Raw genomic sequence first — 23,497 nt, forward strand, 5'->3', positions numbered from 1 at the left:
TGTAAGGAGGTCACGACACCATGAGCTACGCGATCAAACCGCGCCGGGTCTCGTTCGACTGGAAGCGGACGCCGCTGCACTGGATCCCGGACGAGCCGACCGCGACCCATGTCATCAATGTGCTGCACCTGCTGCTCCCCGCCGGGGAGAGGTGGTTCGTCAAGGTCTTCAAGGAAGCCCTGCCCCTGGTCACGGACGAGGAACTGCTCAAGGACGTCAAGGGGTTCATGGGCCAGGAGGCCACCCACAGCGTGCAGCACGCCTACGTCCTGGAGCATCTGGCCGAGCAGAACCTCGACACCGACCGCTACACCCGGCATGTGGAGTGGATGTTCGACGTCCTCCTAGGGGAGAAGCCGCCGTTCGGCTCACCGATACCGAGGGCCGAGTGGCTGAAGTTCCGGCTCTCGCTCATCGCCGCGATCGAGCACTTCACGGCGGTGCTCGGGGACTGGATCCTGGCCGCCGAAGCGCTGGACGATGCCGGCACCGACGAGGTGATGCTGGATCTGCTGCGCTGGCACGGCGCCGAGGAGGTCGAGCACCGGGCCGTCGCCTTCGACATGTACCAGCACGTCGCCGGGGAGGGGCTGCCCCGCTATCTGCGCCGCGCGGAGGGCATGGTCATCGCCTGGCCGGCGCTCGCCTATCTCTGGGTGACCGGGGCCCGCTACCTGATGCGGCACGATCCGCAGCTGCCGCACGGCAGGTACCGCTTCCGCGACCACCGCGCGGCGGCCGCCAAGGGGCTGCTGCCCTCCTGGGCCGCGCTGAACATGGCCATGCCCAGATACCTCCGGCGGTCGTACCATCCGTCACAGGAGGGGTCTCTGCGCAGGGCTGTCGAGTACCTGGCGAGTTCCCCGGCGGCACGGATCGCGGCGGGCGCGATAGGCCGCGCGGCCGCCTCGTGAGTCCAGGGAGGACCGTTTGACCGTCTCCGCCGAGCATCGCGCCTACCGGATCGAGGACCTGGCCCACTTCAGCGGCGCCACGGTCCGGACGATCCGGGGCTACCAGGACCGCGGGCTGCTGCCGAAACCTGAACGCCGGGGCCGGGCCAATGTGTACGACGACACGCACCTGGCCCGGCTGCGGCAGATCGCCGACCTCCTGGAGCGCGGCTACACGCTGGCCAGCATCAAGGAGTTGCTGGAGGCGTGGGACGCGGGCACCGGGCTCGGCGGGGTCCTCGGCCTGGTCAACGAGGTGGACCGGCCCTGGTCCGACGAGACTCCGGCGCGGATCACCCGCGCCGAGCTGACCGAGGCGTTCGGCGGGGTCCCCGACCAGGCCGCGATCATCGACGCCCTGGACCTGGGGGTGCTGGAGACGGTCCCCGGCAGCGAGGACGAGTTCCTCGTCCCCAGTCCCCAGGAACTGGCGGTCGCCGCCGAGCTCTACGCGGCGGGCGTCCCGCTGACCGCGATCACCGGTCATCTGCGGGAGCTGCGGATCCAGGTCGAGTACATCTCGGAGCGGTTTCTGCAGTTCACCACCGAGCATGTCTTCCAGCGCTATCTGGACCATCCGCCCACCGACGCGGAGGCCGCGGAGGCGGCGTCCCTCGTCCGGCGGCTGCGGCCGCTCGCCCAGCAGACCATCGACGCGGAACTGGCCCGCGCGATGCGCATGATGGCCACCGAGCAGGTCAGACGGCACCTCGGCGATCTCGCGGCGGACGTGCCGCCCCCGGCGGAGCCGGCCCACGTCCCGGTCTCGCTGCCGACGGACACGGTGGGCGCCGTCCGCGAGCTGGTCGGCCGCCGCAACGTCCCGGCCTTCATCGCCGCCGCCGCCGAACGGGAAGTGCGGGCCCGCACCATGGACACCCTGGCCGGCCTCCCCTCCGAGGACGGCCCGCGGACGGACGGCCCGCAGACCGGCGGCCCGAACGGCCAGGGATGATCATTTCCATGAGCCACCAGCAGCTGCCCACCACCCAGGCCGCCGTCACCGCCGTACGCGAGATCGCGCGGCGGGAGAACCTGGAGATCAGGGTCACCGACGACATCGGCGCCGACCGGTCCGCACGCCGCAGCGGGGCGGGCGCGTTCTCCGTCGCCGATCCGGACGGTTCGCTGCCGCACGAGGCCTACGTCGAACTCGGTGGATCACCCGCGGTGGAGATCGAGCTGTACTCCGAGGGCGACGCAAAGATCATCGTCGACGGGGTGGAGTTCCACGATGTGCCGCGTGACAGCGTCCCCGCGTTCCTGGACTCGGTGTACCGCGGCCTGGTGCGGGTGAAGACCCGGTTTCTGCAGCGCTGGCTGATCGTGTCGCTTCCCGGCGACGAGACCTATCGGGAGCTGGTCCCCGGCACGAACTTCTCACCGTGGCTGGCCCGCCAGGTCGGCCGCTGACCGGACCGCACGAGCCGCTCGTGCCATGGGGGGCCTGCCGCGGCCGTCCGCGGGCGCGGCGCGCCCGTACCTGTGTACGGGTGTCGTGGCCGTATACGGGAGGATGGGGGGTGTGACCTCAGCCCCCGAGCATCCCCAGTCCCCGGACGCCCGCCCGTCGGCCCGCACGCCCCGGCTGATCGCCACCGACCTCGACGGCACGCTGCTGCGTGACGACAAGACGGTCTCGGCCCGGACGATCGCCGCGCTCGCGGACGCCGAAGCGGCCGGTATCGAGGTCTTCTTCGTCACCGGGCGGCCGGCCCGCTGGATGAACGTCGTCGCCGAGCACACCGCCCGGCACGGGATGGCGATCTGCGCGAACGGCGCCGCCGTCTACGACCTGCACCGCAGCACGCTGCTCGCCGCGTACCCGCTCGACACGAAGGACGCTCTCACGGTCGTGGACGCGCTGCGCGCGGCCGTCCCCGGCACGACCTTCGCCGTGGAACGGACGAACGGCTTCTCGTACGAGCCCGCGTACCCGCCGTACGCCCCGATGCCCGACGCGGTGATCGCGCCCGCCGAGGAACTGCTCGCCGACAACGGCGCACCGGTACTGAAACTGCTGGCCAAGCACCCGGACGCCGACCCGGACGCGTTCCTCGCCATGGCGCTGAGCGCCGCCGGGGAGCACGGCGAGATCACCCGCTCCAGCGCGTCCGCGCTGCTGGAGATCAGCGGCCCGGGGGTCAGCAAGGCCACCACCCTCGCCCGGTGCTGCGCGGAGCGCGGTGTGTCGGCCGATGAGGTCGTCGCGTTCGGCGACATGCCGAACGACCTGGCGATGCTCAGCTGGGCGGGCACCTCGTACGCGGTCGCGAACGCGCACCCCGCGGTCCTGGCCGCCACCACACACCGCACCACCGCCAACGAGGACGACGGCGTCGCCCGGATCATCGAGCGGATCCTGGCGGCCCGCAGCAACTGAACCGGCAGGACGGACCCGACGGCACGGAACTCACGGGACAGCCGCCGTTACAGCGGCGCCTCCCAGACGACCGTCGTCCCCACGCCGTCCGGCCCCGGCCCGAAACGGCTCGACCCGCCGAGGGCCTCCGCCCGGCGCGCCAGATTGCTCAGTCCGCTGCGGCGGCCGTCCTCCGGGATGCCCACCCCGTCGTCGGTGACCGTCAGCCGCACTCCGGTCACACCGTCCCCGTCCGCGTCGCCGTCACCGCCGCCCCCGGCGTCGCCCGGAAGGGTGACCGTCGCGTCGATCACCACGTCGATCCGGCTCGCGCCCGCGTGCCGGAAGGCGTTCGACAGCACCTCCCGCAGTGCGGCGATCAGGTTCTTCACGGTCAGCTCACCGACCAGCGCGTCCACCGCCCCGACGAACCGCACGGACGGCTGGAAGCCCAGCGGTACGGCCGCCGTGCCGATCTCCCGCAGCACCCGCGTCCGCAGGCCGGCCGGCGCGTCGGCGGGGGCCTGCTGGAGCGCGAAGATCGCGGTGCGCACCTCCTGGATAGTGGCGTCCAGTTCGTCGACGGCCTTGCCGATCCCGTCCCGCACCTGCGGGACCACCGAGCGGCGCTGGGCGCCCTGCAGCATCAGACCGGTCGCGAACAGCCGCTGGATGACGAGGTCGTGCAGGTCACGGGCGATCCGGTCGCGGTCCTCGTAGACCGCCAGCCGCTCCCGGTCGCGCTGAACGTCGGCCAGCAGCAGCGCCAGCGCGGCCTGCGCGGCGAACTGGGTGGCCAGCGTGCGCTCCACCTCGGTGAAAAGCTTGCCGCCGCGTTCGCGCGGCAGCGCGAGCGTGCCGATCACCCGGCCGTTGCTCTTGAGCGGAAGCATCATGCTGGGCCCGAACCGGGGCGCCAGATGCGTGGTCATCCGCACGTCCATGGAGGAGTCGTCGACGAAGACCGGCTCCCCGTTCAGCAGCAGTTCGGCGACCGGGCTCGCCGCCTCGATGACGGTGCCGAGCATCCCGGCCGGTTCGTCCGCGGAGACCGCGACGACCTCCAGACCGCCCTCCGCGGTCGGCAGCAGCACCAGCCCGGCGGCGGCCTCGGCCAGCTTGCGGGCCTGCTCGGCGACGACGTCCAGCGCGTCCTCGGCCGCGTCGCCCGTCAGCAGTGCGGTGGTGAGGGCGGCCGAGCCGTTGATCCAGCGCTCGCGCTGACGGGTCGCCTCGTACAGCCGCGCGTTGCCGAGCGCGATCCCCGCCTCGGTGGCCAGGATCCGCACCACATGCAGATCCTCCTCGGTGAACTCACCGCCACCGCGCTTCTCGGTCAGGTACAGGTTTCCGAAGACCTCGGTGTGGACGCGGATCGGCACCCCGAGAAAGGCGTGCATCGGGGGGTGGTCCGGCGGGGCCCCCGACGACCGCGGGTCCTTCGTCAGGTCGGCCAGCCGCAACGGCACCGGATGGCGGATGAGCTCGCCGAGCAACCCCGTACGGCCGTCCGGGAGGGCGCCGATGCGGTCGGCGTCCTCCTCGGCGATGCCGTGGGTGACGAAGTCGGCGAGGCCGGTGCCGTCGGCGTTGAGCACACCGAGCGCCGCGTAGCGGGCGGAGGCCAGTTCGGCGGCCGTCTCGACGATCCTGCGCAGCGTCGTGTGCAGCTCGAGGCCGGTACCGACGGAGACGACGGCCTCCAGCAGCTCGGGCAGGCGCACGGTGATCTGGGAGGCCATGCCCTGGAAGCTGAGAGTGGTCGGCGCACTGTCGTCTGCCATGTCCCTCAGCGTATTTGGTCCGCTTTGTCCCCGCCGGTCAGACCGTTACCAGGCCCACCGCGTCCGTCGTTCCGGCCGCGTCCGCCGCCAGGTCCGCGGCGCGCTCCCGTTCGAGGGTGCGGCGGAACGGTCCTTCGACGGCGGCCAGCTCCGCGTACGTACCGCGCTGCACGACGCGGCCCCGGTCGAGGACGACGATCTCGTCGACGGCGTCCCCGGCCAGGCCCGCCAGCCGGTGCGTGATCAGCACGGTCGTACGGCCCCGGGTGGCGTCGAGCAGATCCGCGGTGAGCGCGTCCGCGGTCGGCAGGTCCAGGTGCTCGGCCGGCTCGTCGAGCACCAGGACGGGGAAGTCGGCGAGCAGCGCGCGGGCCAGCGCGAGGCGCTGGCGTTGCCCGCCGGACAGCCGGGCCCCGTGCTCGCCGACGAGCGTGTCCAGGTCCGCGTCCAGCCGGGCCGCGGCAAGGGCCGCGCGCAGCGCGTCGTCATCGGCGGCCGGGCGCGCCAGCCGCAGGTTCTCGCGGACCGAGCTGTCGAAGACATGCGCGTCCTGCGCGCACAGACCGACCAGCCGGCGTACCTCGTCGCCGTCCAGCGCGGCCGCTTCGGTACCGGCGAGAGCGTACGAACCGCTCTCCGCGTCGAGGAAGCGCAGCAGCACCTGCGCCAGGGTCGTCTTGCCCGCACCCGACGGGCCGACCACCGCGATCCTGCGGCCCTGCGTCAGTTCGAGGTCCAGCCCGGCCAGCGCGGGCCGGTCCTGGCCCGGGTAGCGGGCCGTCAGATCCCGGACGACCAGCGGGAACGGCAGCGCCGGCGGCTCGGCCGGCCGCTCCGGCTCCCGGACCGGATCCGGCGCGTCCAGCACCTCGTGCACCCGCAGCGCCGCCGCCCGGCTGCGCTGCCGGTACTGCGCCGCGAGCGGCATCCCCGTGACCGCTTCGAACGCGGCGAGCGGGGTGAGCACCACGACCGCCAGGGCGACCCCGTCGAGCCGGCCGTCCCGTACCGCCTGGATCCCGGCGTAAGCACAGGCCACCACCGTCAGACCGCACACCAGTGCGGCCAGTCCGGCGCCCAGCGCGGTCGTCGCGGCGGACCGGGCGGCGATCCGGGTGAGGATGCGGTCGGAGCGCGCGGCGCGCTCCCGCCGGCCCGGCAGCGCGCCCGCCACGGTCAGCTCGGCGGTACCGGTCAGGAGGTCCACGACCTGCGTCGACAGCTCGCCCTTCGCCGGCGCGAGCCGCCGCTCGGCCCGCCGCGACAGGACGGCGGACAGCGCCGGGACACCCGCGCCCGCGATCAGCAGACCGGCCGCCAGCGCCACGCCCGCCTCGGGCAGCAGCCAGCCGGTGAACGCCGCCGACGCGACACAGACACCCGCCGCAGCACCGGCGGGCAGCAGCCAGCGCAGGAAGTAGTCCTGCAGTCCGTCGACGTCCGCGACCAGCCGGGAGAGCAGATCGCCCCGCCGCGTCTCCCGCAGGCCCGCCGGCGCGAGCCGTTCGATCCGCCGGTAGACGGCCACCCGCAGATCCGCGAGCGAACGGAAGACCGCGTCGTGCGACACCAGCCGCTCCGCGTAGCGGAACACCGCCCGCCCGATCCCGAACGTCCGCGTCGCCGTGACCGCGACCATCAGATACAGCACCGGCGGCTGCTGCGACGCCCGGCTGATCAGCCATCCGGACGTCGCCATCAGACCCACCGCGGACCCGAGCGCCAGCGCCCCCAACAGCAGCGCCAGCGCGAAGCGTCCGCGCAACGGCCCCGCCATCCGGCGCACCCGCCGCAGCGGACGTCCCCCATCGGCGGCGGGCGACGCGTCCACGGGCAGGACGGGCGACGTGGTCGACGTGCCGGCCGACAGCGGTCCCTGACGGGCTGCCAGGGGACTCCGGTCTCTGACGGCGGTCACCTCGACCGCCGCGGGCCGCAGCCGGATCGTGCGGTCGGCCACCGCGAGCAGGGCCGGCCGGTGGACGACGAGCAGGACAGTGCGGCCCACCGCCAGCTGGCGGACGGCGGCCACCACGGCCGCCTCGGTGTCACCGTCGAGGTTGGCGGTCGGCTCGTCGAGCAGCAGCAGCGGACGGTCGGCCAGGAAGGCGCGGGCGAGGGCGAGCCGTTGGCGCTGCCCTGCGGAGATTCCGGAGCCGCCCTCACCGAGCGGAGTGTCCAGGCCGGCGAAGTCGAGGGCGCCCGCGTCACGGAGGGCGGCCCGCACCTGCTCGTCGGTGGCATCCGGCCGGGCCAGGCGGACGTTCTCGGCGACGGTCCCGGCGAAGAGATGCGGCCGCTGCGGGACCCAGGCGATCTGCCGGTGCCAGCTCCTGGGGTCGAGAGACGCCAGATCGGTGCCGTCGACCAGGATCCGGCCGCCGGACGGCTGCGCGAAGCCGAGCAGCGCGGCCAGCAGCGTGGTCTTGCCGACACCGCTGGGACCGACGACGGCGACCGTCTCACCGGGGGAGACAGTGAAGGAGACCTCGGAGAGCGAGGGCCGCTCGCGGCCTTCGTGGTGCACCGTCAGACCGTCCACGGTGATGACCGCGTGCCGCAGATCGGGGGCGGGCAGCGTCCCGGCGGTGGCCGGAGCCGTCTCCAGGACGGCGAAGACCTCGTCCGCGGCGGCCAGCCCCTCGGCGGCCGCGTGGTACTGCGCGCCCACCTGCCGCAGCGGCAGATACGCCTCGGGCGCGAGCACCAGGACGACGAGCCCGGTGTAGAGGTCCAGATCCCCGTGGACCAGCCGCATGCCGATGCCCACGGCGACCAGCGCCACGGAGATCGTCGCGAGGAGTTCCAGGGCGAACGACGACAGGAACGCGATCCGCAGCGTCCGCATGGTCGCGCGCCGGTACTCGTCGGTGATGGTGCGGATGGACTCGGCCTGCGCCTTGGCCCGGCCGAAGACCTTCAGGGTGGGAAGGCCGCCGACGACGTCCAGGAAGTGCCCGGACAGCCGTGCGAGCAGCCGCCACTGACGGTTCATCCGGTCCTGGGTGGCCCAGCCGATCAGCGCCATGAACAGCGGGATGAGGGGGAGGGTCAGCGCGATGGTGAGCGCCGAGACCCAGTCCGAGGTGACGATCCGGGCCAGCACCACGACCGGTACGACCACGGCCAGTCCGAGCTGCGGCACATAGCGGGCGAAGTAGTCGTCGAGCGCGTCGACCCCGCGGGTGGCGAGCGTGGTGAGTTCGCCGGTGCGCTGGGTGGAGAGCCAGGACGGGCCCAGGGCGGTGGCCCGTTCCAGCAGCCGGCCGCGCAGTTCCGACTTGACGGCCGCGCTGGCGCGGTGCGCGCACAGCTCGGTCAGCCAGGCGACGATCCCGCGGCCGGCCGCGACGGCGGCGAGCAGCAGCAGCGGAGTGCGCAGCTCGCCGGCGTCGAGACCGTGCTGGAATCCGCCGACCACGATCTCGGCGATGAGCATCGCCTGGGCGACGACCAGCCCCGCCCCGGCCAGGCCGAGGGCCACGGACGCCACGAGGAAGACGCGGCTGGCGCGGGCGTACCGGAGCAGACGCGGATCGACTGGTTTCACGTGGAACATTCCCTTCGGCGAAGAGCTCGGCCGGCCGCAACGGGCCCCGGACCCTGTCTGACCGTGGCTAGTGGACTTCGGCGATGTGCTGGGTGCCGATCCGCTTGCGGAACACCCAGTACGTCCACCCCTGGTAGATCAGCACGACCGGCGTCGCGACCGCGGCGCACCACGTCATGATCCTCAGCGTGTACGGCGTCGCCGAGGCGTTGGTGACGGTGAGGTTCCACGCGGCGTTCAGCGAGGACGGCATGACGTTCGGGAAGAGCGCCAGGAAGAGCATCGCCACCGACGCCGCGATCGTGATGCCGGAGAAGACGAACGACCATCCCTCACGGCCGATCCAGATCATCCGGACCGCCGCGACCAGCGCCACCACCGCGACGATCAGCGCGCCGAGCGTCGTGCCGTCACCGCTGTCCTTCTGGGTCCAGCCCAGGAAGAGCACCGCGAGCACCGCGGCCGTGATGCCCAGCCGGAAGGCGAGCCTGCGAGCCCGGGTCCGGATGTCGCCGACCGTCTTGAGCGCGGCGAACACCGCGCCGTGGAAGGTGAAGAGCGTGAGGGTGACGAGCCCGCCGAGGATCGAGTAGACGTTCAGCAGATCCCAGAAGGTGCCGACGTACTCCCTGTTCGCGTCGATCTTCACACCGCGCACCATGTTGGCGAACGCGACGCCCCACAGCACGGACGGCAGCAGCGAGGACCAGAAGATCACCTGTTCCCAGCTGGTCTGCCAGCGGTCCTCCGACCGCTTGGAGCGGTACTCGAAGGCGACGACGCGGACGATCAGACAGAGCAGGATGATCAGCAGCGGCAGATAGAAGCCGGAGAAGAGCGTGGCGTACCACTCGGGGAACGCGGCGAACGTCGCGCCGCCCGCGGTGAGCAGCCACACCTCGTTCCCGTCCCAGACCGGGCCGATGGTGTTGATCAGTACGCGGCGCTCGGGGCGGTCGCGGGCCAGCAGCTTGGTGAGGATCCCGATCCCGAAGTCGAAGCCCTCCAGGAAGAAGTAGCCGGTCCACAGGACGGCGATGAGTACGAACCAGACGTCGTGCAGGTGCATGTCGCGCTCCTTCCTCTCAGTACGAGAAGGCCATGGGCCGGTCGGCGTCGGTGGAGTCGCCGCCGATCTTCGTGGGCGGATTCCGGTCGGAATCGGTCAGCTCGGGCGGTCCGGCCTTGGCGTACTTCAGCAGCAGCTTGATCTCGACGACCGCGAGCACCGCGTAGAGCAGGGTGAAGGCGATCAGCGAGCCGAACACCTCGCCGGTGGAGACATTGGGGGAGACCGCGTCGGAGGTGCGGAGCAGCCCGTAGACGGCCCAGGGCTGGCGGCCGGTCTCGGTGAAGATCCAGCCCCACGAGTTGGCCAGCAGCGGGAAGACCATCGTCCACAGCGCGATCCGCCAGTACCAGGCGGCGAACCGGTCGCCGAACGGTGTGTTCCTGGTGAGCATCAGCTTCGGCGCCTCGTCCTCGCCGGTGCGGTGCTCCTCGGCGACCCAGAGCTTGCGGCGGGTGAGCCACAGTCCCGCCAGGCCGACCGCGAAGGATGTCATCCCGAAGCCGATCATCCAGCGGAAGCCCCAGTAGGCGGTGGGGATGTTCGGCCGGTAGTCACCGGGGCCGTACTTCTGCTGCTCGGCCTTGTTGATGTCGTTGATGCCGGGCACGTACGAGGAGAAGTTGCCGTCGGCGAGGAAGGACAGTATCCCGGGGATCTCGACGGCGACCTTGTTGTGGCCCTTGTCGACATCGCCGACGGCGAAGATCGAGAACGGGGCCGGCCCCTCGCCGTCCCACAGCGCCTCGGCGGCGGCCATCTTCATCGGCTGCTGCTTGAACATGACCTTGCCGAGCGAGTCACCGCTGATCGCGGTGAGCAGCCCCGCGACGACGGCGACGGCCAGGCCGAGCCGCAGTGAGGTGCGCATCACGGCGATGTGCTTCTTGCGCGCCAGGTGGTAGGCGGAGATGCCGATCATGAACGCGGCGCCGGTGAGGAAGGCCGCGGTGATGGTGTGGAAGACCACGACCAGGGTGGTGTCCTGGGTGATGACCTTCCAGAAGTCGGTGAGCTCGGCGCGGCCGGTCACCTTGTTGTAGGTGTAGCCGACCGGGTGCTGCATCCAGGAGTTCGCGGCCAGGATGAAGTACGCGGAGAGGATCGTGCCGATCGAGACGATCCAGATGCAGGCGAGGTGGATGCGCTGCGGCAGCTTGTCCCAGCCGAAGATCCACAGCCCGATGAACGTGGACTCGAAGAAGAACGCGATCAGTGCCTCGAAGGCGAGCGGGGCTCCGAAGATGTCCCCGACGAACCGGGAGTAGTCCGACCAGTTCATCCCGAACTGGAACTCCTGGACGATCCCGGTGGCCACGCCCATGGCGATGTTGATCAAGAAGAGCTTGCCCCAGAACTTGGTGGCCCTGAGGTACTTCTCGTTCTTGCTGCGGACCCATGCGGTCTGCAGGACCGCGGTGAGCGCGGAGAGGCTGATCGTCAGCGGGACGAAGAGGAAGTGGTAGACGGTGGTGATGCCGAACTGCCATCGCGCGACGTCGACGGTTTCCAGCGAGAGCTGCACGTCACGACTCCTTACCTGTACCGGTTCACCTGCACCGGTCCAAACTCGAACTTTTCCCCCCAACCCTCGCGTGGAACCCATAGGAAAGGGGGCAAACACGTCCGCTTGTGAAAGTGAACGCATTCACAAGCTAAGTATCGCGCACAGCAGTTCGCCCCCTCCCACCGGGGGGTGGAAGGGGGCGAAAACGGCAGGTGGTAAAGGGAGCTACAGCTCCTTGCGGAACGCGTCCGCCGTGCTCAGCAGCAGGTCGTTGGCCTCGGTCTCGCCGATGGTGATCCGCACGCCCTCGCCCGGGAACGGCCGTACCGCCACCCCGGCCCGCTCGCACGCCGCGGCGAAGTCCAGGGTGCGCTCCCCCAGCCGCAGCCAGACGAAGTTCGCCTGCGTCTCCGCCAGCGCCCAGCCCTGCGCGGCCAGTGCCCCGACGACCCGGTCCCGCTCGGTGACCAGGCCGGCCACCCGCTCCAGCAGGGCCTCCTCGGAGCGCAGCGACGCGACCGCCGCGTCCTGCGCGAGCTGGCTCACACCGAACGGCATCGCGGTCTTGCGCAGCGCGGCCGCGACCGGCTCGTGCGCGATGGCGAAGCCTACCCGCAGACCGGCCAGGCCGTACGCCTTGGAGAAGGTGCGCAGCACCGCGACGTTCGGGCGGTCGCGGTAGATCTCGACACCGTCCGGCACGTCGGCGTCCCGGATGAACTCGCGGTACGCCTCGTCGAGGACCACGAGCACATCGGACGGCACCCGGTCGAGGAAGCGTTCCAGCGCCGCACGGCGTACCGCGGTGCCCGTGGGGTTGTTGGGGTTGCAGATGAAGATCAGCCGGGTCCGGTCGGTGATGGCGTCCGCCATCGCGTCCAGGTCGTGGTCCTCGCCGTCGGTGAGCGGTACCTCCACCGGCGTCGCGCCGCTGATCCGCGTGATGATCGGGTACGCCTCGAAGGAACGCCAGGCGTAGATGACCTCGTCACCCGGCCCCGCGGTCGACTGCAGCAGCTGCTGCGCGACGCCGACCGAGCCGGTGCCGGTCGCGATGTGCGTCTGCGGCACTCCGAAGCGGTGCGCCAGCTCGGCGATCAGCTCGGTGCACGCGGCGTCGGGATAACGGTTGAACGAACCCGCGGCGGCGGTGGCCGCCTCCAGCACGCCGGGCAGCGGCGGGAAGGGGTTCTCGTTGGAGGACAACTTGTAGGCCGGAGCACCCTCGTCCGAGACCGGGGGTCGCCCGGGCTTGTAGGTGGGGATGCCGTCCAGTTCCGCGCGCAGCTTCGGGGTCATGACCACACCATACGAGGGGGCGTGAGGGAGTGGGAAAGTGCCGTGCGCCACACCGTGCGCCGGTGGCGCACGCGGTGGTGCGCATCCCTCGTAGGAGTGAGTTGATACCTCCCCGCAATACGAACCAATGGGCAGGAGATCGTCCCCGCGACGCCGGTACTCACGCGAAGAAAGCGCTTGCGAGCTGCACATTACACCCCACAAGGCACTCTTGATCTTGCAGAAACGTACCGTCTGAATGCCTTTTCGGGGCCCCAGCGGACGGACCAACCCCGCCCTACTATCGGGTCGCCATGACAGCAGCAGGGAACCACCAGGCGAGCCGGCCCATCGGACGCCGGCTCGAGCGGGCAGGCATCAGAGATGTCGCCGCTGCCGCCGGTGTCTCGATCACGACTGTCTCCGACGCACTCAACGGCAAGGGCCGACTGCCCGACGCCACCCGCCGCCATGTCCGGGAGGTCGCCGAACGGCTGGGTTACCGCCCGTCCGCGGCAGCCCGCACACTGCGCACCGGCCGATCGGGCTTAATCGGCCTGACGGTCACCACCTACGGCGAAGAACCGTTCACTTTTACCGAGTTCGCGTACTTCGCCGAAATGGCGAGAGCCGCGACCTCGGCCGCCCTCGCCCGGGGCTACGCCCTGGTCATCCTCCCCGCCTCCTCACGCCATGACGTGTGGAGCAACGTCGCACTCGACGGCACCGTGGTCATCGACCCCTCCGACCACGATCCCGTCGTCATGGAACTCGTCCGCCAGGGCGTACCGGTGGTCAGCGACGGCCGGCCCGCCGGCAGCCTCCCCGTCCACGCCTGGGTCGACAACGACCACGAGGAAGCCGTCCTCGGCATCCTCGACCACCTCGCCGCCGCCGGAGCCCGCCGGATCGGCCTGCTCACCGGTACCAGCACCGACACCTACACCCGGCTCTCCACCACCGCGTACCTGCAATGGTGCGAGCGGGTGGGCCAGGAGCCGGTCTACGAGTCCTACCCCGCCCACGACCCGTGCGCGAGCGCCGTCGCCGCCGACCGGCTGCTCGCCCGTCCCGACCGGCCCGACGCCGTCTACGGTCTCTTCGACCCCAACGGCACCGATCTGCTGGCCGCCGCCCGCCGCTACGGGCTGCGGGTGCCGGACGATCTGCTGCTGGTCTGCTGCAGCGAGAGCAGCGTCTACGCGAGCACCGAACCGCCGATCACCACGCTGTCCCTCAAACCGGGGAAGATCGGCACCGCGGTGGTCCAGCTCCTCATCGACGCGATCGAAGGGGTGGGTGCCACCCATCCCGTCCAGCAGATCATGCAGACCGACCTCATCGTCCGCACCTCGTCCCAGCGCCGTACGCACCGCACCACGGTGAGTCCCCCGCGCAGTCCGGCCGGGGGCTGACGCCTGGCCCGGGAAACCCGAACCGCACCACCGCGCACGAGCCGCCGGGAAGTCCGCGCGGGGATCCGGAACCGGAACCCCGCGCGGAAGTTCGCACCGGACTCCGTGCGGAAACCTGTTCAGGAGTCGGCACAGGAGTCCGAGCAGGAACCCGAATCGGCCGCCGGACCGCCCCAGGACGCCGATTTAGGGGGTGTTTGTCGGCACCGGCCGAAAACCCGGCACCCAGGTATGTCACACCACGACAGCGTCATTCCTATGATGGGCGGATGGCGGCGCGATGGTGGAGGGGTCGATGACACAGGGGGCAGGTCACGGGCCCGTGCTCAAGGCGATGGTGAGCTGGCGTCCGGCAGGTCCGGACGCGGGTCCGGAGGCCGGACCGGAAGGCGGTCGGCAGACCGGTCAGGCAGCCGCGCCCGGCAACGGGTCGTACGGGTTCGCCGACGCTTCCGGTGCTCCCGTCTTGCCAGGCACACCAGGCGTTCTCGGTGCGCCCGGTACCGGTGCCGCGATCGGTGCGGACGGGCCGGCAGGTGCGCCCGCGTCCTTCGCCGCGCCGGCGGCCCCGGTCCAGGTGCCGGCCGCCGCGCCCCCGGCCGGGTACGAGGCGACCCAGCTCGACACCCGTCTGGTGCCGGAGGACTACACCCCCACCGCGCACGACCTCCCGGTGATAGCTCCCGTCGACGCGGACCAGCCCGGTCCGCTCTACGTCGTCGGCGACGTCCACGGGTACATCGACGAGCTGCGTACGGCGCTCCACGCCCAGGGCCTCATCGACGCCGAAGGCCACTGGTCGGCGGGCACCGCCCGGCTGTGGTTCCTCGGTGACTTCACCGACCGCGGTCCGGACGGCATCGGCGTCATCGAGCTCGTCATGCAGCTCTCCGCCGAGGCGGCCGCCGCGGGCGGCTACGCCAAGGCCATCATGGGCAACCATGAGCTGCTGCTGCTCGGCGCCCACCGCTTCGGCGACACCCCCGTCAACTCCACCGGTGGCACCGCGTCGTTCCTCGCCGCCTGGCGGCTCAACGGAGGCCAGCCCTCCGACATGGACCGGCTGGAGGACCGCCATCTGACGTGGATGTCCCGGCTCGACGCGGCGCACCTGACCGACGGTCATCTGCTGCTGCACTCCGACACCACGGCGTACCTCGACTACGGCACCACCATCGACGCGATGAACGACGCCGTCACCGGCATCCTCCAGCGCGGCGACGCGGACGAGTGCTGGGACCTGTTCCGCAAGCTCACCAAGCGCTTCGCCTTCCGCGGCGACAACGGCCCGCAGGCCGCCCGGGAACTCCTCGACACCTACGGCGGCCACCAGGTCGTCCACGGCCACAGCCCCATCCCGTACCTGCTCGGCGAGGTCGGCGGCGAATACACCGCGGACGGGGAGGAACGCACCCCGGTCGTCAATGGCCCGATGGCATATGCCGAGAACTTGGCATTGGCAATGGACGGTGGCGTAACCATGGACGGCCGACTGCTCGTTGCCGAACTCCCACCCCTTTCCTGATCGGCAGATTTCCGGGAAGCACTCTGTCACCCCCTCATCCCGCGCTCTACCATCGCTATATCCGTAAGGCACGCTCTCCTCCGCTTCACCGGCCGACCGGCTCCACATTCAGCGGGGAGGTCCGGAGACGGAGCATCGGGGGATGCACATGAACAGCGCTCCACACCTGCTCAACGAAGACCGCCCGGACTTCGAACGAGTCCTCGACGACGCACTGCACTCCGCGGACACCGGGCACGACGAGCACGGCGGGCACGAAGGCGTGCTCAATAGCGAACAGCTGCGCACCATGGCGCTGAGCGCCGCGGAGGTCATCTCCGCCTGCGCCGCACCGGAGTACCAGCAGTACCTGAAGGTTCGCGAGCAGATCCGCGAGGCCCTCGAGGAGTCCGCGGTCATCCGCCGGACGGAGCCCGTGACGGCCGCGGACAACCGGGCGTTCAGCTACGCCGCCATGGGCGTAGCGGACTCCGCGGGCTCCGGCGCCGGGCTGTTCGCGGTGGTCGCCGTGCTGACACCCCTCCTGGCGGGCACCGCCGCGCTGATCTTCCTGCTGATCGGCTACGTCCTGCACGCGATGACGCCGGAACCCGCCATCGCCGCACCGCTGCGCACCGCCGGCTGGCTCTTCGCGGGCGTCACCGGGTGCGGGATCCTGGTCGGGATGGTCGGCCTGCTCCTCACCGCCCTGCGCGACAGCGCGAGCGCCATCCATGACGACGACTCCGACTCGCTGCCGCCCGAGGTCGCCGCCGCCCGCGAGGCGTGGCGGCGCGCCCTGCGCGACCGCGGCGTCCTGCCCTTCCTCGCCGAGGCCAGAACGAACGCCGCCCTGGCGCCGCATCCGGACTTCGAGCCTCCGCGCTCCAACGGCAGCCAGCCCTCACGAATGCCCCGACTCGGCTATTCCCGCCCGGACTTCACCAGTCCCGGCCCCGAGGAATCCCCAGGACCGGGCCATCGATTCTCCAGCCCCGATTTCTCCAGTCCGGACTTTTCGAGCCCCGACTTCACGGGCCCGGACGAGGGTTCGAGATAGCGCACCCGGTTGTGAGTATGGGCGGAATGCGGAAGTCCGCACCTATAGTGCGAATTTGATGCCATCCGCCCCCATGTGACGCATGAACGCACCTACGGTGCGCGCCGGAGGCGGTACGGCGTAGCCCGTCTCACCCCGGTGTCGAGCGCGTCAGGCACCGGGCCCGGGCGGCGTCCCCGACTACGCGGACAGCGGAAGGGACCTGAAGCCGCGCGAGAAAGCTGCGGCTCCACGCCCAACTGGTTGAAACGTTAACGCAATGCCGCCGCCGGCCCACAAAGTCCAATCCGTGGACAACTTCGCCTTCGAGAGTGTTTCGAATGGGCGCGCCCCCAACGGGACTTCCCGCAGAACCGCAGGTCAGCGGCGCGCCATCGCTCCCGTGGTATTCGATCCGGAGAGTGCCGACGGGACGTTCCCACCTGTCCGCGCATATGCCATGTGCATACTTCGGCGCACACTGCTCGACAACCCGGACGGCCGGAGTCGAACCGCGCGGATCGGGCCCGACTGCATTGCCGCAGACGGCAATTGGCGTGGAACGAGTTGCTCCGGACGACTGGTTTCGATACGAGTTGATGATGAGTAGGGTGTGACCCGCTGCCGATGGATCTACGGAAGGTGCCTGGCTGAATTCAGAGGGTCTGGCTGAATTCAGCATGACCGGAATGTGCGGGTGCGGGTGGTGTCGTCTGCAGGATCTGGAGGGGGATAGTGACTGCTGGCTCGTTCGAGGGGCAGTACGTGTGGCATCCGGCGGCCGATGATCGTCAGTTGGCCCGAGCGTGCATGGATGTGAAGGCCGGGCGGTACCTCAGCGCCAGCGAGATCCTGAAGGAGACCCGCGGGGATTTCGAAGTGCGGGCCCACCGGTCCCTCGTACTGGCCTCCGAGGCAGCGGATTCCGACCTGGCCGAACGCTGGCTGGCCGAGGAACCCAGCGCCGAGTCCGCGCTGCTGTGGGCGCGGGTGGCGATGCTCCGGGCGTTACGGATGGCCGACGCCGGCGATCTCCGCGAGGGCGCGCTGGTCCGCATAGCGCAGGGCGCGTGCGAACGGGCCTCGGAGATGCTGCCGACCGACCCGACTCCCTGGGTGACCCAACTGGCGCTCACCCGGCTCCAGCGACCCCGCGATCCCGCGCCGCGCGGACTGCTGACCGAGCCGACCGGTCCCTGGTACCTCTTCGCCCACATCCTCCGGCTCGACCCCTGGCACCGTGAGGCGCACCACCGGTTCCTGGCCTTCTTCTTCACCCGCAACGGCGGCTCGGCGAGCGCGCGATGGGACGTCGCCTCGTTCCTGAGCCACCGGGCACCGACCTCCTCGCCGCTGCGGCTGCTGCCTCTGGTGGCGCTGGTCGAGGACTACGACCCCTCCGCACTGCTGGCGGACCGCACCTGGGAACAGCCCCAGTGGAAAGCGACCACGATGGGGATCTACACCCATTGGTTTCCCGAGACGGCCAAGTACCGGTTCACCCCGGTGCTCGACCTGGCCTATCTGGCGCATGCCCTGGTCATGGCGAAGCTCGAATTCGAGGCGCGGGAAGTGCTCACGGCGTCAGGACCCTATGCGTCCCGTATGCCCTGGAGTGCGTTCGGAGCGCCCGAGGAACAACTGACCAGGGCCAGAAAGCTGTGCGGACTGCCGATTCCGAGTGCCGCCTGATCCCTATTCCGCTCCACATCGCACGACGAAGTCCTCCCGTCCTCCATGTCTCAGAAAGGCTGCGGTTGTGACCGAGCACAGATCTCTTTCACACTCGAAAACCCTTCGTCCTCCAGCGCCCGTCGCCGCCCTCGACGACGACGCGACGCTGCATGCCATGGGCTATCCGCGGAAACTTACCCGGCGATTTCGCGCGTTTGACAACTTCGCGATCTCTTTCACCATCATCAACATCATCGCCGGTATCTTCTCCTCGTTCGGTTTCGGCATGGCGGCCGGCGGTCCGCGGATTCTCATATTCGGCTGGATAGGCGTGTCCATCATGGTGCTGTTCGTCGGCGCCTCGATGGGAGAGATCGCCTCCGCCTATCCGACCAGCGGCGCGCTGTACTTCTCCGCGGGCAAGCTCGCCAAGCGGCACCGCGGCGCCTGGTCCTGGTACACCGGCTGGCTGAACTTCGTCGGCCAGGTGGGCGGGACGGCCGCCACCGGCTACGCCGCCGCCACGTTCATCCAGGCCTTCATCGCGATGCAGTGGACCGACTACGAGGTGACGGCGCAGCGCACCGTGGGCATCACGGCGGTGATCCTGCTGCTGCAGGCGCTCGCCAACACCTACACGGTGCAGCTGATCGCCCTGCTGAACCGCATATCCGTGTGGTGGCTGTTCATCGGCATGGTCGTGATCGTCGTCTGTCTGACCGTCATACCCGACCACCACCAGTCGGTTTCCTTCGTCACGCATTTCGAGAACAACACCGGCTTCTCCAACGGGATTTACGGCGCGATGCTCGGTCTGCTCGTCACGAGCTGGACCTTCACCGGCTTCGACGGCAGTTTCCACATGTCGGAAGAGACCGTGCAGGCAACGGTCAACGCGCCCAAGGGCATCATGCGGTCGATCGCCTACTCCGCCGGCATCGGCCTGATTCTCATGCTCGCCCTGGTGTACGCGATTCGTGATTACGCCGCCGAGGCGAGCTCCGCCGCACCGCCCGTGCAGATTCTCATCGACGCGCTCGGCATGGGCACCGCCAAGCTGCTGCTGCTGATCGTCATCGGCGCCATGCTGTTCTGCGGTCTGGCCAACATGACCAGCAATACCCGGCAGATCTTCGCGTTCTCCCGTGACGGTGCGATGCCCGGTTCGCGTTGGTGGCATTCCGTGTCCCCGCGCACCCGTACGCCCGTCAAGGCGGTATGGCTCGCGGCGGCCTGCTCCATCGTTCTGGTACTGCCCGGCTGGTGGTCCCACACCGCCTTCACCGCCATTGTGAGCGTCAATGTCGTCGGGCTGTTCCTCGCCTACGGCGTGCCCATCTTCCTGCGGCTGCGCCTGGGCGACGAGTTCGAGTCCGGCCCCTGGAACCTCGGGCGCTACGGCAAGGTCGTCGGATCGGTCGCCGTGACCTGGATCGTCCTCAGCAGCGTGCTGTTCATGCTGCCCCAGGTCTCCCCGATCACCACGACCTCGTTCAACTACGCCCCGATCGCCCTGGGTGTGGTGCTGCTCATCGCCACCGTCTGGTGGTTCGCCACCGCGCGGAAGCGCTTCCAGGGACCGGTCAGCTACGGCCGTCCCGACGAAGTGGCCGCCATGGACCTGATCTGACCCGGCGGTACCCGATCGACCCGATTGACGCGCACGACCCGACGTCGGTGCACCGCAGAGGTCCCGGTGGGATTCCCACCGGGACCTCACGCATGTGCGGTGGTCAGCGGGCCGTCGTCAGTCCGCCAGCGGCAGGTAGACCCGGTTACCGCTCGCCGCGAACTCCTCGGACTTCTGCCGCATCCCGGCCTCCGGGTCCAGCAGCAGGTCCCCGCCGTGCTCCTTGCGGATGTCCTGACTGATCTTCATCGAGCAGAACTTGGGACCGCACATGGAGCAGAAGTGCGCGGTCTTGGCGCCGTCCGCCGGCAGCGTCTCGTCGTGGAAGTCACGCGCGGTGTCCGGGTCCATGGCGAGGTTGAACTGGTCCTCCCAGCGGAACTCGAAGCGGGCGTCGGACAGGGCGTCGTCCCAGTCCTGCGCCCCCGGGTGGCCCTTGGCCAGGTCCGCCGCGTGGGCCGCGATCTTGTACGTGATGACGCCGGTCTTGACGTCGTCGCGGTTGGGCAGGCCCAGGTGCTCCTTGGGCGTGACGTAGCAGAGCATCGCGGTGCCCCACCAGGCGATCATCGCGGCGCCGATGCCCGAGGTGATGTGGTCGTAGGCGGGCGCGACATCGGTGGTGAGCGGGCCGAGCGTGTAGAACGGCGCCTCCTCGCAGATCTCCTGCTGGAGGTCGATGTTCTCCTTGATCTTGTGCATCGGGACGTGCCCGGGGCCCTCGATCATGGTCTGCACGTTGTGCCGCTTGGCGATGGTGTTCAGCTCGCCCAGCGTCCGCAGCTCCGCGAACTGCGCCTCGTCGTTGGCGTCCGCGATGGAGCCGGGGCGCAGGCCGTCGCCGAGCGAGTACGTGACGTCGTAGGAGGCGAGGATGTCGCAGAGCTCCTCGAAGTTCTCGTAGAGGAACGACTCCTTGTGGTGCGCGAGGCACCAGGCCGCCATGATCGAGCCGCCGCGCGAGACGATGCCGGTCTTGCGGCGGGCGGTCATCGGGACGTACCGCAGCAGCACGCCGGCGTGGACCGTCATGTAGTCGACGCCCTGCTCGGCCTGCTCAATGACGGTGTCCTTGTAGACCTCCCAGGTGAGCTCCTCGGCCTTGCCGTCGACCTTCTCCAGTGCCTGGTAGAGGGGGACGGTGCCGATCGGCACGGGGGAGTTGCGCAGCACCCATTCACGGGTGGTGTGGATGTTGCGGCCGGTGGACAGGTCCATGACCGTGTCGGCGCCCCACTTGGTGGCCCAGGTCATCTTGTCCACCTCCTCCTCGATGGAGGACGTGACCGCGGAGTTGCCGATGTTGGCGTTGACCTTCACCAGGAACCGCTTGCCGATGATCATCGGCTCGATCTCGGGATGGTTCACGTTCATCGGCATGACGGCCCGGCCGGCCGCGATCTCCTCGCGCACCACCTCGGGGGAGACATTCTCGCGGATCGCGATGTACTCCATCTCCGGGGTGATGTCGCCGCGGCGGGCGTACGCGAGCTGCGTCACCGCCTGGCCGTCCCGGCCCCTGCGGGGAATCCGGGGGCGGCCGGGGAAGACCGCGTCGAGGTTCCGCAGACCGCCGCGGGGGGAGGTGTGCTTGATCCCGTCGTCCTCGGGGCGGACCGGGCGGCCCGAGTACTCCTCGGTGTCGCCGCGGCCGATGATCCAGTTCTCCCGCAGCGGCGCCAGGCCGCGGCGGACGTCGGTGGTGACGTTCGGATCGGTGTACGGCCCCGACGTGTCGTACAGCGTCACGTCACGGCCGGTGGTGAGGTGCACCTGGCGCACGGGGACCTGGATGTCCGGCCTGGTGCCGGTCAGGTAGCCCTTGTGCCAGCCGGGCTCGCGCTTCTCCGGAGCGACGGACGGCTCCGCCGAAACGGGCTTATCCGTCGAAACGGGCTGAACGGAGACAGGCATGCGTGCATCCTGCGTGGTCATGAGACCCAACTCCCTACGCCGGCATTACCCGGTAACAGGTTCAGCGGTCGGCGCAGTTCTTCAGCGCCCTCTCAGCCCGGTGCTCCGAGCTCCCGCGATTGCAAAGGTGCCCCCACGGTAGCGGGTGCGGACGAACGCACACCAGGGGGTCTTGCGATGATCGGTCCGTGGACACTCCCCAGGCGTCGCCCCACGCGCACTCGCACACCCACGGTCACGGTCCGGTGCCGCCGGTCTCCAAGCATCTCCGCAAGGTCATCGCGGTGGTTCTGGTGCCCTTCACCGCGGCGGTGCTCGCCGGGCTGATCGTGCTGTGGCCGGGTGGGGCGCCCCCGCACGCACGCACCGGGGTCGGTTTCGACCAGCAGACCCAGCAGGCGCGCGTCACCAGGATCGACGACGTCGCCTGCGCCGAGGCGAACACACAGTCACCGGCACAGTCCACGCCCGGCGCCGCCGCCTCCGCGCCGGAACGCTGCGAGAAGGCGACCATCGAGGTCACCACGGGCAAGGACAAGGGCCGGACGTTCACCGAGATCGTGCATCCCGACCAGACCCGCCGCTACACGGCGGGCCAGGGCGTGGTGGTGGCGTACGCACCCGACGCTCCGAAGGAGCTGCAGTACGCGGTGACGGATGTCGACCGCGGCTTCCCGCTCGCACTGCTGGCCGTGATCTTCGCGCTCGCGGTGATCGCCGTCGGCCGGCTGCGCGGTCTGATGGCACTGATCGCGCTGGTCATCAGCTTCGCGATCCTGACGCTCTTCATCCTCCCGGCGATCCTGCACGGCCACGATCCACTGCTGGTGGCGGTGATCGGCGGCAGCGCGATCATGCTGATCGCGCTCTACATGTGCCACGGGCTCAACGCCCGCACGTCGGTGGCGGTGATCGGCACGCTGTGCTCGCTCTTCCTGATCGGGATCCTCGGCTCGGTCTTCATCTCCTGGGCGCATCTGACGGGCAACACCTCGGACGAGACCGGGCTGGTCCACACCCTCTACCCCGGCATCGAGATCAAGGGCCTGCTGCTGGCCGGCATCATCATCGGCTCGCTGGGCGTCCTGGACGATGTGACGGTCACCCAGACCTCGGCGGTGTGGGAGCTCAAGGACGCCGACCCCGGCGCGAGTTGGCGCAAGCTCTACGGCTCCGGCATGCGGATCGGCCGGGACCACATCGCGTCGGTGGTGAACACCCTGGTGATGGCGTACGCGGGTGCGGCGCTGCCGCTCCTGCTGCTGTTCTCGGTGGCGCGCAGCGGGGTGCTGCGGGTCGCCAGCAGCGAACTGGTGGCGGAGGAGATCGTCCGGACGCTGGTCGGCAGCATCGGCCTGGTCGCGTCGGTTCCCCTGACAACGCTGCTGGCGGCGCTCGTTGTCAGTGCCGACCGGCACAATACGAGGACGGGCGGACCGAAGGCGGGGGACACTCTCCCCGCGAGGACCGGCGGCGGCCACCGGCGCCGGGGGAAGTAGCGGCAGGCCGCACCCGCGGGGGCGGGTGGCGGCGGTGAACGGGGGGACGATGGCCGGGATGATCGGGCTGCAGGGCAGGGTGACGGGGCGGATCGGCCCGGGGCTGGTCGGCGAGGTGATCGTCCAAGTACGGGGCGGCGCCGAGGCGTTCCTGGCGTATCCGGTCACACCGGGCGAGCGGATAGAGACCGGGACGCAGATCGTGGTCGTGGAATACCAGGCTCCGCGGACGGTCTACGTGGCCGCGGCCTTCGGCTGAGCGGGCTTCAGACCTCGGCCGGGTGAGCTTCCGGCGGCAGCTGATGTGAGCTTCCGGCTT

General features: G+C 70.1%; 17 protein-coding genes and 1 riboswitch. Of the genes, 11 read left to right on the forward strand and 6 right to left on the reverse strand.

Going from position 1 to position 23,497, the window contains the following annotated elements; translation table 11 throughout:
- Positions 1–20 precede the first annotated feature (20 nt).
- The 4 genes from C8250_RS22125 (at position 21) to C8250_RS22140 (ending at position 3,336) form a co-directional block, all read left to right on the forward strand.
- Entirely contained in the window at positions 21–914 is an 894-nt protein-coding gene (locus C8250_RS22125; RefSeq protein ID WP_138351120.1) for a metal-dependent hydrolase, read from the forward strand.
- A gap of 16 nt (positions 915–930) precedes the next feature.
- Positions 931–1,908, forward strand: coding sequence for a MerR family transcriptional regulator (locus tag C8250_RS22130; RefSeq protein ID WP_138351121.1), 978 nt, complete (start codon positions 931–933; stop codon positions 1,906–1,908).
- Positions 1,909–1,916: 8 nt separating this feature from the next.
- On the forward strand, positions 1,917–2,366 hold the full coding sequence (locus tag C8250_RS22135) for a hypothetical protein (RefSeq protein ID WP_138351122.1): 450 nt from the start codon (positions 1,917–1,919) through the stop codon (positions 2,364–2,366).
- A 103-nt stretch (positions 2,367–2,469) separates the two neighbouring features.
- Entirely contained in the window at positions 2,470–3,336 is an 867-nt protein-coding gene (locus tag C8250_RS22140; protein WP_138351123.1) for a Cof-type HAD-IIB family hydrolase, read from the forward strand.
- Positions 3,337–3,383: 47 nt separating this feature from the next.
- Here C8250_RS22140 and C8250_RS22145 read toward each other — a convergent pair whose 3' ends face one another.
- The 5 genes from C8250_RS22145 to hisC all read right to left on the reverse strand — a co-directional run bounded on the left by C8250_RS22145 (position 3,384) and on the right by hisC (position 12,524).
- Positions 3,384–5,099, reverse strand: coding sequence for a GAF domain-containing protein (locus tag C8250_RS22145; RefSeq protein ID WP_138351124.1), 1,716 nt, complete (start codon positions 5,097–5,099; stop codon positions 3,384–3,386).
- Positions 5,100–5,136: 37 nt separating this feature from the next.
- Complete coding sequence (gene cydD / locus C8250_RS22150) at positions 5,137–8,649, reverse strand: thiol reductant ABC exporter subunit CydD (protein WP_138351125.1); 3,513 nt, start codon at positions 8,647–8,649, stop codon at positions 5,137–5,139.
- 67 nt (positions 8,650–8,716) lie between these two features.
- On the reverse strand, positions 8,717–9,718 hold the full coding sequence (gene cydB, locus C8250_RS22155) for a cytochrome d ubiquinol oxidase subunit II (RefSeq protein WP_138351126.1): 1,002 nt from the start codon (positions 9,716–9,718) through the stop codon (positions 8,717–8,719).
- A 16-nt stretch (positions 9,719–9,734) separates the two neighbouring features.
- Positions 9,735–11,243, reverse strand: coding sequence for a cytochrome ubiquinol oxidase subunit I (locus C8250_RS22160; protein WP_244809282.1), 1,509 nt, complete (start codon positions 11,241–11,243; stop codon positions 9,735–9,737).
- A gap of 207 nt (positions 11,244–11,450) precedes the next feature.
- On the reverse strand, positions 11,451–12,524 hold the full coding sequence (gene hisC, locus C8250_RS22165) for a histidinol-phosphate transaminase (RefSeq protein WP_138351128.1): 1,074 nt from the start codon (positions 12,522–12,524) through the stop codon (positions 11,451–11,453).
- A gap of 293 nt (positions 12,525–12,817) precedes the next feature.
- Between hisC and C8250_RS22170 the strand changes: the two genes are divergently transcribed.
- The 5 genes from C8250_RS22170 (at position 12,818) to C8250_RS22190 (ending at position 19,765) form a co-directional block, all read left to right on the forward strand.
- On the forward strand, positions 12,818–13,918 hold the full coding sequence (locus tag C8250_RS22170; protein ID WP_138351129.1) for a LacI family DNA-binding transcriptional regulator: 1,101 nt from the start codon (positions 12,818–12,820) through the stop codon (positions 13,916–13,918).
- Positions 13,919–14,198: 280 nt separating this feature from the next.
- Complete coding sequence (locus C8250_RS22175) at positions 14,199–15,443, forward strand: metallophosphoesterase (RefSeq protein WP_138351130.1); 1,245 nt, start codon at positions 14,199–14,201, stop codon at positions 15,441–15,443.
- 148 nt (positions 15,444–15,591) lie between these two features.
- A complete protein-coding gene (locus C8250_RS22180; protein ID WP_306664950.1) occupies positions 15,592–16,482 on the forward strand; it encodes a hypothetical protein in 891 nt (296 codons plus the stop codon).
- Between the two features lie 714 nt (positions 16,483–17,196).
- Positions 17,197–18,153, forward strand: a complete 957-nt coding sequence (locus tag C8250_RS22185) for a hypothetical protein (RefSeq protein WP_138351132.1) — start codon at positions 17,197–17,199, stop codon at positions 18,151–18,153.
- Positions 18,154–18,310: 157 nt separating this feature from the next.
- Positions 18,311–19,765, forward strand: a complete 1,455-nt coding sequence (locus tag C8250_RS22190; protein ID WP_138351133.1) for an amino acid permease — start codon at positions 18,311–18,313, stop codon at positions 19,763–19,765.
- A gap of 117 nt (positions 19,766–19,882) precedes the next feature.
- On the opposite strand, the gene thiC is transcribed toward C8250_RS22190, so the two are convergent.
- On the reverse strand, positions 19,883–21,700 hold the full coding sequence (gene thiC / locus C8250_RS22195) for a phosphomethylpyrimidine synthase ThiC (protein WP_138351134.1): 1,818 nt from the start codon (positions 21,698–21,700) through the stop codon (positions 19,883–19,885).
- Positions 21,694–21,806: riboswitch (TPP riboswitch) on the reverse strand. It overlaps the preceding gene by 7 nt.
- A 61-nt stretch (positions 21,807–21,867) precedes the next feature.
- Here thiC and C8250_RS22200 point away from each other — a divergent pair.
- Together C8250_RS22200 and C8250_RS22205 are read left to right on the forward strand one after the other, a co-directional pair.
- Positions 21,868–23,178: a YibE/F family protein gene (locus tag C8250_RS22200; protein WP_138351135.1), complete on the forward strand. Its 1,311-nt coding sequence runs from the start codon at positions 21,868–21,870 to the stop codon at positions 23,176–23,178.
- Positions 23,179–23,236: 58 nt separating this feature from the next.
- Entirely contained in the window at positions 23,237–23,437 is a 201-nt protein-coding gene (locus tag C8250_RS22205; protein ID WP_138351136.1) for a hypothetical protein, read from the forward strand.
- The last annotated feature ends 60 nt before the right edge of the window (positions 23,438–23,497 follow it).

Origin of the sequence: Streptomyces sp. So13.3, from assembly GCF_005860785.2 — a bacterium.
Lineage (GTDB): Bacteria > Actinomycetota > Actinomycetes > Streptomycetales > Streptomycetaceae > Actinacidiphila > Actinacidiphila fildesensis.

What these genes read in the sequence shown, in the direction of transcription:
- C8250_RS22125 (WP_138351120.1), top strand. Translation starts at nt 21, where the DNA reads ATGAGCTACGCGATCAAACCGCGCCGGGTCTCGTTCGACTGGAAGCGG.
- C8250_RS22135 (WP_138351122.1), top strand. Translation starts at nt 1,917, where the DNA reads ATGAGCCACCAGCAGCTGCCCACCACCCAGGCCGCCGTCACCGCCGTA.
- C8250_RS22140 (WP_138351123.1), top strand. Translation starts at nt 2,470, where the DNA reads ATGGGGGGTGTGACCTCAGCCCCCGAGCATCCCCAGTCCCCGGACGCC.
- C8250_RS22145 (WP_138351124.1), bottom strand. Translation starts at nt 5,099, where the DNA reads ATGGCAGACGACAGTGCGCCGACCACTCTCAGCTTCCAGGGCATGGCC.
- cydB (WP_138351126.1), bottom strand. Translation starts at nt 9,718, where the DNA reads ATGCACCTGCACGACGTCTGGTTCGTACTCATCGCCGTCCTGTGGACC.
- hisC (WP_138351128.1), bottom strand. Translation starts at nt 12,524, where the DNA reads ATGACCCCGAAGCTGCGCGCGGAACTGGACGGCATCCCCACCTACAAG.
- C8250_RS22170 (WP_138351129.1), top strand. Translation starts at nt 12,818, where the DNA reads ATGACAGCAGCAGGGAACCACCAGGCGAGCCGGCCCATCGGACGCCGG.
- C8250_RS22175 (WP_138351130.1), top strand. Translation starts at nt 14,199, where the DNA reads ATGGTGGAGGGGTCGATGACACAGGGGGCAGGTCACGGGCCCGTGCTC.
- C8250_RS22180 (WP_306664950.1), top strand. Translation starts at nt 15,592, where the DNA reads ATGAACAGCGCTCCACACCTGCTCAACGAAGACCGCCCGGACTTCGAA.
- C8250_RS22190 (WP_138351133.1), top strand. Translation starts at nt 18,311, where the DNA reads ATGGGCTATCCGCGGAAACTTACCCGGCGATTTCGCGCGTTTGACAAC.
- thiC (WP_138351134.1), bottom strand. Translation starts at nt 21,700, where the DNA reads ATGACCACGCAGGATGCACGCATGCCTGTCTCCGTTCAGCCCGTTTCG.
- C8250_RS22205 (WP_138351136.1), top strand. Translation starts at nt 23,237, where the DNA reads ATGATCGGGCTGCAGGGCAGGGTGACGGGGCGGATCGGCCCGGGGCTG.